Annotated in this window: 12 protein-coding genes; 2 read left to right on the top strand and 10 right to left on the bottom strand. The window is 60.0% G+C overall.

Annotation, left to right across the window (positions count from 1 at the left end):
• Together WAW39_RS23420 and WAW39_RS23415 are read right to left on the bottom strand one after the other, a co-directional pair.
• A partial coding sequence (locus WAW39_RS23420; protein WP_422321579.1) for an IspD/TarI family cytidylyltransferase occupies positions 1 to 274 on the bottom strand: 274 nt, incomplete at its 3' end.
• 48 nt (positions 275 to 322) lie between these two features.
• Positions 323 to 775: a GatB/YqeY domain-containing protein gene (locus tag WAW39_RS23415; protein WP_422321578.1), complete on the bottom strand. Its 453-nt coding sequence runs from the start codon at positions 773 to 775 to the stop codon at positions 323 to 325.
• Between the two features lie 130 nt (positions 776 to 905).
• On the opposite strand from WAW39_RS23415, the gene WAW39_RS23410 reads away from it, so the two are divergent.
• Positions 906 to 1,754 carry a PIG-L deacetylase family protein gene (locus WAW39_RS23410; protein ID WP_422321577.1) on the top strand — a complete coding sequence of 283 codons (849 nt, stop codon included), beginning with the start codon at positions 906 to 908 and terminating at the stop codon, positions 1,752 to 1,754.
• Between the two features lie 275 nt (positions 1,755 to 2,029).
• On the opposite strand, the gene WAW39_RS23405 is transcribed toward WAW39_RS23410, so the two are convergent.
• The 4 genes from WAW39_RS23405 to WAW39_RS23390 all read right to left on the bottom strand — a co-directional run bounded on the left by WAW39_RS23405 (position 2,030) and on the right by WAW39_RS23390 (position 7,668).
• Positions 2,030 to 2,521, bottom strand: coding sequence for a peptidylprolyl isomerase (locus WAW39_RS23405; protein WP_422321580.1), 492 nt, complete (start codon positions 2,519 to 2,521; stop codon positions 2,030 to 2,032).
• A gap of 830 nt (positions 2,522 to 3,351) precedes the next feature.
• A complete protein-coding gene (locus WAW39_RS23400) occupies positions 3,352 to 5,919 on the bottom strand; it encodes a M16 family metallopeptidase (protein WP_422321576.1) in 2,568 nt (855 codons plus the stop codon).
• Positions 5,916 to 6,329, bottom strand: a complete 414-nt coding sequence (locus WAW39_RS23395; protein WP_422321575.1) for a Minf_1886 family protein — start codon at positions 6,327 to 6,329, stop codon at positions 5,916 to 5,918. The genes WAW39_RS23400 and WAW39_RS23395 overlap by 4 nt, the downstream gene beginning before the upstream one ends.
• 34 nt (positions 6,330 to 6,363) lie before the next feature.
• Positions 6,364 to 7,668 (bottom strand): glycosyltransferase family 4 protein, encoded by a 1,305-nt coding sequence (locus WAW39_RS23390; protein WP_422321574.1) that lies wholly within the window; start codon positions 7,666 to 7,668, stop codon positions 6,364 to 6,366.
• 651 nt (positions 7,669 to 8,319) lie between these two features.
• Here WAW39_RS23390 and WAW39_RS23385 point away from each other — a divergent pair.
• Positions 8,320 to 8,952, top strand: a complete 633-nt coding sequence (locus tag WAW39_RS23385) for a DNA adenine methylase (RefSeq protein WP_422321573.1) — start codon at positions 8,320 to 8,322, stop codon at positions 8,950 to 8,952.
• Positions 8,953 to 8,954: 2 nt separating this feature from the next.
• Here WAW39_RS23385 and WAW39_RS23380 read toward each other — a convergent pair whose 3' ends face one another.
• The 4 genes from WAW39_RS23380 to WAW39_RS23365 all read right to left on the bottom strand — a co-directional run.
• A complete protein-coding gene (locus WAW39_RS23380; protein ID WP_422321572.1) occupies positions 8,955 to 9,446 on the bottom strand; it encodes a hypothetical protein in 492 nt (163 codons plus the stop codon).
• Positions 9,443 to 9,736, bottom strand: coding sequence for a Lar family restriction alleviation protein (locus WAW39_RS23375; protein ID WP_422321571.1), 294 nt, complete (start codon positions 9,734 to 9,736; stop codon positions 9,443 to 9,445). The genes WAW39_RS23380 and WAW39_RS23375 overlap by 4 nt, the downstream gene beginning before the upstream one ends.
• The gene (locus WAW39_RS23370; RefSeq protein ID WP_422321570.1) at positions 9,733 to 9,969 is read right to left on the bottom strand and encodes a sigma factor-like helix-turn-helix DNA-binding protein; all 237 of its coding nucleotides are present in this window, start codon (positions 9,967 to 9,969) and stop codon (positions 9,733 to 9,735) included. Before WAW39_RS23370 ends, WAW39_RS23375 begins: the two co-directional genes overlap by 4 nt.
• Positions 9,966 to 10,174: hypothetical protein (locus WAW39_RS23365; protein WP_422321569.1), on the bottom strand; the 209-nt coding region annotated here is incomplete at its 5' end. The genes WAW39_RS23370 and WAW39_RS23365, both read right to left, overlap by 4 nt.

The following is a 10,174-nucleotide window of genomic DNA, read 5'->3' as shown; positions in this document are numbered from 1 at the left end:
GATCCAAGGCCTGCAGACCGGCATGCACGGAGAGATGGCGTTCAGCACCGCCGATGATGATCTGGGTGATTTTGCCGAGACCGCTGGAGCGCCAGGCTTCGATCTCCGGGCGCAGGGCCTCGCTGGTGACCACGAGGATTTCATCAATGATATCGCAGGCCTGAAATGCATCCAAGGTGCGCCTGAGCACAGGCACGCCGGACAGAGGCGCCAGGAGCTTGTTGAAGCCCATGCGCCGGCTGCTGCCTGCGGCAACGATGATGGCGGAGGTCATGAAGGCCGGTGAATCATTGAAACGGTGCGCGGCGGGGCAGTCACCGGTTTAAGCGAGACGTTTGGCGACTTCGGTGGAAATCGACTTGCTGTCGGCGCGGCCTGCAACGCGTTCCTGCAGCGCCTTCATCACGCCGCCCATGTCCTTCTTGGAGGTGGCGCCAAGTTCGGCGATGACGGTTTCGACGAGCTTGCCCAGTTCTTCTGTGCTCATGGCGGCAGGGAGGTATTTTTCCAGCACGGCGATTTCGGCCTTGGCGGCTTCCACCGCTTCCGGGCGGCCGGCTTTCTCGGCGCCATCCACGGAATCCTGCAGTTTTTTGATCTCCTTGCGCACCACGGCCAGGGCATCGGTGTCGCCGAGTTCACCATCCGCGCCGAGTTTTTCAATGGCGGCGTACTTGAGGGCGGACTTCAGATTGCGGATGACGTTGAGGGCCACGGTGTCCTTGGCACGCATGGCATTTTTGAGGTCTTCGGAAATTTGGGAAATGAAGCTCATGAGAAAGGGCGGCTGGGTTGGTTGAATTGAGCGGCGATCATGGCGTGGCAGGGGCCTTTGTCCAGACGTTAGGCACGAGGCCAGTAATGCTCTTTGCACTCCTGTCGATGCAGTGCATGGTCACATTCCTGTGCAATTTCGACATCCTAAACACGACCTTTACATTCCTGACGAAACTGAACCGTGGACCGCGCTGCGCCGTGTGACGCACTTGGGCATCGTTTCCCATCAGGACGACTTGGAAATTGCCGCGTATCATGGCATCACCGAGTGTTTCCATCACAAATCCCAGTGGTTCGGCGGCGTGGTGGTCACCGATGGTGCGGGCAGCCCGCGCAAAGGCCCGTATGAATCCTACACGGATGAGGAGATGCAGAAGGTGCGCCTCATTGAGCAGCGCAAGGCGGCCTACGTGGGCGAGTACAGCTTCATGGTGCAGCTCGGCTATCCGAGTGATGACATCAAAAAGCCGAGGCACGCGCCAGCTGTGGAGGATTTGAAATTCGTCTTGGAGCATGCCCAGCCGAAGTTTCTCTATCTTCACAATCCCTGTGACAGGCATGACACGCATGTGGCCACCTTTCTGCGCTGCCTCGAAGCCATCCGCGAGCTGCCGCCGGAAATGCGCCCTGAGAAAGTCTATGGCTGCGAAGTCTGGCGCAAGCTCGACTGGCTCCTCGCGGAGGACAAAGAGATGCTCTGGGTGGACAAGCACCCGCACATGCTGCGCCCGCTGCTCGGGGTGTTTGATTCGCAGATCAGCGGCGGCAAACGCTATGACCTGGCCGAAGAAGGCCTGCGCCATGCCAACGCGACCTACTTTGACTCCCACACCACGGACAAGACCAGCCTCTTAACTTTTGCGATGGATCTGACGCCGCTGACGAAGGACGACAAGATGTGTCCGGTCGAGTACGCCACGAACTACGTGAGGCGGCTCGAATCTGACGTGCATGACCGCGTGAAGAAGTTCATGTGATAGTACGATGGGCGCTCCTGCCCGTTGATCAGCGCTCCGACATGGGCCAAAGTTCACGAGTTGTTCGAGTGCGCCTCCGGGCTGTTCAGTCGGTTTGGGGGGGGGACGTAGGAGAGGGGAGCGTGCGAAGGCGCTGGCCGACAGACAGGAGTGTCAGTCGTACTTCAGAGAATCTGCCTGCCTGTTTGCAGCAGGAGTATCCATCGTGCTAAAAGAAAAATGCCAGCCGGTTTCCCGGCTGGCATTGAAGTTTGGCGGTGAAGAGCTGACGCTGATTACTCAGCGATCTTGGCGCTCTTGATGATGATTGGTTCCACTGGAACGTCACCGTGGGGGCCTTTGCGACCGGTGGCGACGGCGGCCATGGCATCAACGACTTCCATGCCTTTGCTCACCTTGCCGAACACGCAGTAGCCCCAGCCATCCTGACCAGGATAGTCGAGGAAGCTGTTGTCCTTCAGGTTGATGAAGAACTGCGAGCTGGCGCTGTGTGGGTTGGGCGTGCGGGCCATGGCCAGGGTGCCTTTGACGTTCTTGAGGCCGTTCTTGGCTTCGTTCTCGATCTGGCCGTCCGGCTCCTTCTGCTGCATGTCGGGGGTGAAGCCGCCGCCCTGCACCATGAAGTCAGGGATCACGCGGTGGAAGATCAGGCCGTCATAGAAGCCTTTCTTCACATACTTCACAAAATTAGCGACAGAGATGGGGGCCTTGGCGGCGTCGAGTTCGAGTTCGATGGTGCCTTTGGAGGTCTCCATCACGATTTTCACTGGTTTGGCGTCACTCACGGTTTGGGCAGAGGTTGTTCCGGTCAGACCAGCAAACGTGATGACGAGAGCGGCAAGAGTCGGTGCGATTGATTTCATAGTGGGTTGGTAGGGAGGGGAATGAGCCACGAAGGGCCTGATTTGCAATGGTCAAAATCGGATCTCTCGGCGGCGGCGGTCTTGCCGCCGCCTGAAAACAACTCGGCCCGGGAGAACCCAACCAAAATTCTCCCGGGCCTTTAGGTGACCAGAGAGTCCCAACCATGAAGTGACTCTCCAGCTCGTTGTGTGTTTCCTCAGGCGAACCCGAGAAATGTTTGTGAAGCTTGCGCCCCAACTGAGTGTTTGATAGAGCAGCCAGCGGGCCAGACCTGCGCATTTTCTGCTGATTAAACAAATTCCCGGTCAGAAAGTATGGGACCGCGTCACAAAAGGAATTTGAAGGCAGCCAATCAGTGGGGGACTGCTAATCCTCCTCCCACCCGGTGTCTGAAAACAACTCGGCCCGGAAGGACCCAACCAAAATCCTTCCGGGCCTTTAGGTGACCAAGGAGTCCCAACCATGAAGCGACTCCCCAGCTCGTTGTGTGTTTCCTCAGGCGAACCCGAGAAATATTTGTGAAGCTTGCGCCCCAACTGAGTGACTGATAGAGCAGCCGTCGGGCCAAGTTTGGCGGGGAGATTCAGAAAATTAAAATTAATTTCCAAGGGCGGGCATGACCCTTCATCTGCGGTGGAAATTGGCGTGAGCGCTGGCAGAGGGCCATGGCTCACACACGATGCAGCGGATGTGAATGAAATGCGCTGACAGGCGCACAAGCCGGAGGCTTGTGCTACTTTGGCAGCACGCGCACGATGAAGGCTTTCTTCTCGCCGAAGTACTTCGCTGCGACGCGCTGAATCTCCTTGGAACTGATGTCGGCCATGATGCCGGGGAGCTTCTGGAAATGATCCCAGCCGAGGCCGTTGATTTCATTCCATGCGCAGACGTCCGCCATGCCGGTGTTGCCCTGCTGGGCACGCAGCCAGGAGGAACGCCACGTGACGCGTGCGCGGTCAATCTCATCGGCATGCAGGCCGTTGTCAGCGAGGTCATTGATCTGCGCCATGAGCTCCTTCTCGGCGAGCTTCACTTTCTTGGGATCCGTGCCGACGTAGAAATAGAACGCACCCGCCCCCATGGCGGCGAAGTTTTGTGCGCCGACATAGTAGGCGAGGCCGAGCTCTTCGCGGATGCGGTTGAACAAACGGCTGCCCATGTCGCTGCAGGCTTCATCAATGAGATTGAGCGCATGCACGTCACGATCTTCAAGGCCGACGGTGCGGAAGCCGACGACGATGACGGCCTGCTCTTTGTCGAGATGTTCGGTCCAGGCGGCGGGTTTGGCGCTGGCATGGTACTCACGGCCCATGGCGATCTGGCGGTTGCCGCGTGGCAGTTTGGCGAAGGCTTTTTCCACCTGCGCTTTGATCACAGAGGCCTTCACATCGCCAAAGACGGAGATGACGCCGTTGCCGGTGGCAAAGCTGGCATGCAGCATGGCGCGGCAGTCGGTGAGCTTGAGAGCGGCCACAGATTGCTCGGTGCCGAGTGCGGTGCGGTGAAAGGGCTGGCCGGCAAAGATCTCACGCCGTGCTTTGCGCATGGCGACGGTGAGCGGGTCTTCCTTCTCTTCGAGGATGTTGGCGATCTGGCGCTTTTTCACCTCGGCCAACTGGGCCTGGGGCAGGGCAGGATTGAGGATGAGATCGGCCACGAGGTCGAGCGCGTCGGCTTCATCGCCTCGCATGACATCTGCACCGATCATGTAGCGGTGCGCGTCCGCAGAGCAGATGAGGCTGCCGCCGCGATTTTCGAGTTCGGAGGCGATCTCCTCCGCAGCACGTTTCTTGGTGCCTTTGAGCAGCATCTGCGCGGAGATCTGCGTCACGCCGGCGGAGAGGTCGGTTTCGGCCAAAACACCGGCGAGGAAGTTGGTGCGCACGCTGATGAGAGGCAGGCGTGGATTCTCTCCCACAAGAAGGATGAGGCCGTTTTTGAGTTTGAAGCGCTGGATGTCTGGCCGTGCAGAGTCGGCGGTGGATTTGGCCTTGGTGTCAGCCTCGACATCATCGCCCACGACCACGGTGCTCATCGCTTCCGGGGTCAGGTAGCGGCGAGCGGCATCGCGGATGACATCCGGCGTGAGTGCGGAGATGGCGTTGAGGAACTGACGCTGGTAGTCGAGCGAGCCGGAGAGCAGCCAGCCGTTGCCAAGACTGCCTGCCTGGCCTTTGACGGTGCTCAGCGTGCGCATCTGGCCGCTGAGCGTGGCGCAAACGGCCTTCTGGAGCTCGGCGCGGCCCGGTCCTGTTTTTTTCAGGGTGGCAATGACTTCGAGCATGCCCTTCTTCAGCTTGTCAGCATCGGCGGGATTGCATTCGGCCTCGACACTGAAGAGGCCCACTTCCGGTGCGCACCAGGCACCGGCCCAGACGTAATGGGCGAGGCTGCGTTTCTCGCGCAGTTCCTGATAGAGGCGTGAGCTGCGGCCGGATCCCAGCAGGAAGGCCAGTACATCGAGCGCTGGTTTGTCCGCATGGTTTTCTCCGGGGATCTGCCAGCCGAGGGCGATGCGCGTGAGCTCGGTGGTGAAGTTTTTGGCGGCGGAGCGGCTGCCATGCTGGGGCGGTTCGGCGGGCAGCAGCACGGGATCAAAAGCACGGCGCTGCCAGTCGCCAAAGAAGCTGCGCACCGTTTCCAGCACAGCGGCGGTATCGACATCCCCAGCGATGACGATGAAGGCATTGTTGGGCACGTAGTGACGCTGCACGAAGCCGTGCACATCGGCACGGGTGATCTGATCGAAGACTTCGCGATGACCGATGATGGGGTGGCGGAGCGGATGCTGGCGGAAGGCGGTGGCCTGCATCAGATGCTGGATCGTGCTGCCGGGGTCGTCGTTATCCATGGCCATCTCACGGCGGATGACTTCTTTTTCGCGTGTGAGTTCATCGGCATCGAATTTCGAATGACGGATCATGTCCGCGAGGATGTCGAGATAGCCGTCCGCGTGCTCGGCGAGGCCGTCGATCCAGTACACCGTGCGGTTGAAGGAAGTGTAGGCGTTGACGTAGCCGCCCAGTGCCTGAATGCCCTGGGAAATCTGCGCCGGGTTGCGCTTCTCCGTGCCTTTGAAAAGCATGTGCTCCACGCAATGCGCGATGCCTGCGCCGGTGTGCTGCTCCTCATGCATGCTGCCCGCCTTGATCCACACCTGCACGCTGACGAGCGGGTGAGCATGGTCTTCCCGGACGATGACCTCCAGGCCATTGGGCAATGTGGTAACGCTGGCATCCAGGGAGGGGACGGAAAGAGCGGTTGCTTTGGCAGACGCAGCACGGGCGAGAACTTTTTTCATGAGGATTTTTTCTCGCGCTCTTCACGCAGCGAGGCAGGGAGGAAAGGGGTGGTAAAGGCGAGCTCGAAGTCGTAGCCGCCAGAGAAGTCTTCGAGACTGTCTCCGTCATTTTTGCCGAAGTAGCCGCAGTCGATCAGATTGTAGACGATGTTGCCCACATCTTCGCCGCGACGGAGGCCCCATTGGTCGAGGATGATGGTGGACATGGGGCCGTATTCCTGGATCACATAGTCGCGGAAACCTGCGAGCAGTTCCTGACCACTGACGTGCTGGTCTTCGGCGTTCTCATCGCGGAATTTTTTGGCGGCCATGTGCAGCGCATCGCGCACCAGTTCATAGGCGGCCGGGTGGTAGCGGGGGTCTTTTTGAATCGAGCGCCGGACGGCCTCGCCAAAGGTGATGGAAGTCATGGGCGGACGAACATTGGAGCGGAGAAGGGCAGGGTCAACGCACGGCTTGGGTTGTGGCCACGGCTTCCTGCAGCATTGCTTCGAAGCGCTCGGCCATGCGGGTGGCACTGAATTCCTGGCGGACGCGGGAAATTCCGTTTTTGGAGAGCTTTTCGCGCTGCTCATCGTCGTTGAGCAGGGCTTCGAGGGCATCGGCCAGCGCCTTGGCGTCATCGGGCTTGCAGAGCACGCCGCCTTCGGTGGCGGCGATGAGTTCGGGGAAGGCGCCATGGTCGGGCTGCACCACGGGGACACCGCTGGAGGCGGCCTCAATGACGTACAGCCCGAAGGCTTCGCCGTAGGTGGCGGGAACGCTGAAGACGGTGAGGTCGTGGAAGAAATGCACCTTGTCTTTGAAGCTGACATTGGGGTGCCACTCCACGCGTTTTTCCAGCCCGGCTGCCTTGATCTTGCGCTGGAGGCCGGCCACATATTTTTCGTCGATGGGTGTCTTGGCTCCGCCGATGCGCAGCTTCACGCGTGGCACGGTGCCGCGTTTGGCCAGATCGATGAAGGCATCGACGAGGGTGGTGAGACCCTTGCCGTGAATCATGCGGGCAAAGTAACCGATCGTGGGCCAGTTCGGGTCGGGAGAAGAGGTGGTGAAGGCGGTGGTGTCGATGCCATTGGGCATCACTTTCATCTGTGCGGCGCTTGCATCCAGGCGCTCGCGCATCAGGTCGGCGTAGTAGCGGCTGGGGGCGATGAAGGTGCGAACGCTTCGTGCATTCCGCTGCATGGCCTCCCAGCACTGGGCGCGGTAGGGTTCCGGCAGGGTGTCCAGGAAGCTGTCTTCTCCCTGGAGCGAGCAGACGACGGGAATGCCCAGTTCTTTTTCCAATGCGGGCGCCAGACCGGTAAGCAGGCTGTTGGACAGGGAGATGACATCAAACTTCCCATGGCCGCGGATCCATTCGAGGAGCTTGTGCCATTCGCCCCACTGGCGGCCTTCGGCGCCGAGGAGCGCGCCGAGGGTCATTTCTCCGAGCACCTTGGCGCTGGTCATGCCCATGCGCTTGGAGGCTCTGCGGAGGAAGTCGGGCTTGTTGATCCAGTTGTGGAAGAAGCGCGGCAGCTTGTGAAACCAGGTGAACTTCTGCTGCAAAAACAACGAGATGCCGCCGATCTGCACGGGCAGCTCCTGCGAGCCAAACTCACGGTCCGTGACCAGCGGCAGGTACAGCGGCGCCATGAGCGCGTCATGGCCGCGCACGCGCAGGGCCTTGATCAGCGCATGGTCACGCAGGCAGCTTCCGCAGTGGAAATTGCCGGTGCCGGGGGTGAGGTGCAGGATGCGCATTGAGAGTCGAAAAAGGTGGGGAACAATGAATGCCTGAGAACGATACGTTGGTCAAAATGAACGCATTTTTTAATTTCAGGGCATCGCGAAAGAAGGTGAGCCAGAGGCGCGGAGCAGGACAAATGGAGGCGATGGCGCGAAGCGTCTTGGAGTGCGGCGGCAAGCCTGGGCGCGACGCCGCTTTCGAGCTGGTGAAGGAGGATGAGGGGCCTGAGACCGCGCGTCCGGCTGACGAAAAGCGGTGTCGCCGATGCAGGCTTGCGCCGTGCATCTCTGCCACCGCACTCCACGACGCTGTCGCGTTCTTCGGGAGCCAGTGACTGCATGCTTGTTCCGTAGACAGGTCTGGCCTTAGTCGTGATCGAGCTCGGCTTTCGGTGTGAACTTGAGCTTCAGCTTCAGAAAGCGGGATCTGACAGGGGGTTTGAGCGAGCCGGGAAAAGGCGGGAATCGGCGGGATAGGCCGGAAATCAAGGGTTCCAGGGCATTCTAGCGTTCCAGCACTGGTTTGAGCAGATCCGAGGCTTAAACGGGGATTTTGACAGAGGTTTGAGCATTGGCAGGGCTTCCGGCAAGGCGCTTGCCGGGGGCGTGCAAAGACTGTGCACGGGGTTTGAACGGTGGCAAGTTTGCCGTGTCGGTGGCTGTGCCATGACAACCAAACCACCCCTCCGCTGGCCTGGCGGTAAAACCAGGCTACTCACGCAGCTGCTGCCCCTGATACGCCCTCACACGATCTTCGTGGAGGCGCTGATTGCCCAGCCTGGTCTAACCGGCCTGCAGCAGGCTGCCAGATACCTGCTGCGCAACCGGCTGAGCTTTGGCGGCACCGGCAATTCCTTCGCTGTCTGCAGGTCGCATGCCCAGCCCAGCCGCGCTGCTGTGCTGGACAAGCTGAGGGCTTTGAACGCCCGCCTGGACAAGGTGGCCGTGGAAAACATCTCCTACGAGCGCCTGTTCAAGAATTACGACTCCCCGGGTACGTTCTGGTTCTGCGATCCTCCTTACACGGTGGGTGAAGTGGACACCTACGCGGCCTGGGATCAGGAGCGCATGGAGGGCTTTGCCCAGGCCGTGGCAGGCCTGCAGGGAGACTGGCTTGTCACGGTGAATGATACGCCTGAAAACCGCGCCTTGTTCCGGGGGCATGACATCCGCCCGGTGGTGACCAATTCCGGGGCCGTGAACAGGCGCACGCGGCCTGATGCCACCTTTGGCGAGCTGATCATTCGGCGGCGCTGGAAGCGCGCATCAGCTGCTCAGGCGCTGCCGTTGGCAGCGTAGGCTCAAAACGGGATGTTATCCTCAGCTACCCCGCCCGTGCAGGCTTCCTGCACGGGCTTTTTATTGCCTTGGCGGGCGGCAATGGTCTTGCTGAAGTTGATCAGCTCCTTCAGGGGGAAATCACGCCAGCTCCTGACGTTGTGGACGCGGCATTTGTGCTCTGCTGCCTTGTCGAGGTACACCGAATTGAACCCCTTTTCATCGGCTGCTTTCTCAATGCGCCAGATGACGTTGCCGCGCTGGTCATTGGCCAGGGCGATCTCAGGATTCGCATCGGCAAAGGCTTTCTCGAAGTTGTGAGGATCTGCCAGCCAGGCCAGCTTGTTAAACAAGAGGGTGATCTGCTTTTGGGTGAGCTTGCTGGTGCTCTCCTGCCCTGTGGCGGCATGCGTCACATCACGGCGGCGCTCTTCATCCTTGGGGTTCCAGCCCTGGGCTTTGCAGGCATCCGGCCACAGGCGGGCAAAGTAGGCTTTGCGCTGGCTTGGGCTCATGACTTGGATGCCTCCACGATTTTCATGATTCGATCGAGGTCAGCGGGACGGATGAAGATCTCGGGACCGAAAGCACGCTTGTTCCAGTGTGCTTCTGTGACAGCACGGGCGGACTGCGGGCCTGTAGCTCCGCAGGTTTCGCATTCAATCCACGAGGTCTTGGAACCCTTTTTAGCGCGGATATTGGAGAGGTTGATCCCGCCACAGAAGGGGCACGGAAGATTCCCCAGCATGGTCAGGGGCGTCCTCTCTAGCACGTCTGCGATGATGAGTTGGGTGGGGAGGCTCATGGCTGCACTTCCTCTCTGAGCTGTTGGAATTTCCAGCTGCGGGCACGCCTTTTGAGCTTCTTGATGGCATCCCATTCGATCATTGAAATGGTGCTGCGTGGGCAGCCGCAGTAGGCGGCGATTTCATCCAGGGTGTAGCGCCTGTCAGGTACACGCGTGGCAGCCAGAATCGCGAGTCCGAGCATGAGGCGCTGCCGCCGCTCTTTCTTCTCTTCTCCGTGCGTGAGGTTCATGCCCTGGCTCCTCTCAATTCAGCGCGGAGATCCGCGAAGAAGTTTTCGTTTTGAGTGACCAGCTCGGGGTCGGGCTGGCCGCGCAGATAAGCGTCTTGAAAGTTCCAGCCTTCATACCATTCGCGGCGTGATTTGCCGGACATGCGGCCATCGGTGATCCTGCACGGTTTGCCAGCCTGGCGGGCGGCTTTGCCTGCGTGAAAGT

The organism is Prosthecobacter sp., assembly GCF_049294395.1.
Lineage (GTDB): Bacteria > Verrucomicrobiota > Verrucomicrobiia > Verrucomicrobiales > Verrucomicrobiaceae > Prosthecobacter.
Note: the sequence above shows the minus strand (reverse complement) of the source record. Positions and strands in the feature narration are given on the sequence as shown.

Bases quoted from the DNA above. Each gene is read 5' to 3' on its own strand.
- WAW39_RS23415 (WP_422321578.1), bottom strand. From the start codon at position 775: ATGAGCTTCATTTCCCAAATTTCCGAAGACCTCAAAAATGCCATGCGT.
- WAW39_RS23400 (WP_422321576.1), bottom strand. From the start codon at position 5,919: ATGAAAAAAGTTCTCGCCCGTGCTGCGTCTGCCAAAGCAACCGCTCTT.
- WAW39_RS23395 (WP_422321575.1), bottom strand. From the start codon at position 6,329: ATGACTTCCATCACCTTTGGCGAGGCCGTCCGGCGCTCGATTCAAAAA.
- WAW39_RS23390 (WP_422321574.1), bottom strand. From the start codon at position 7,668: ATGCGCATCCTGCACCTCACCCCCGGCACCGGCAATTTCCACTGCGGA.
- WAW39_RS23385 (WP_422321573.1), top strand. From the start codon at position 8,320: ATGACAACCAAACCACCCCTCCGCTGGCCTGGCGGTAAAACCAGGCTA.
- WAW39_RS23380 (WP_422321572.1), bottom strand. From the start codon at position 9,446: ATGAGCCCAAGCCAGCGCAAAGCCTACTTTGCCCGCCTGTGGCCGGAT.
- WAW39_RS23375 (WP_422321571.1), bottom strand. From the start codon at position 9,736: ATGAGCCTCCCCACCCAACTCATCATCGCAGACGTGCTAGAGAGGACG.
- WAW39_RS23370 (WP_422321570.1), bottom strand. From the start codon at position 9,969: ATGAACCTCACGCACGGAGAAGAGAAGAAAGAGCGGCGGCAGCGCCTC.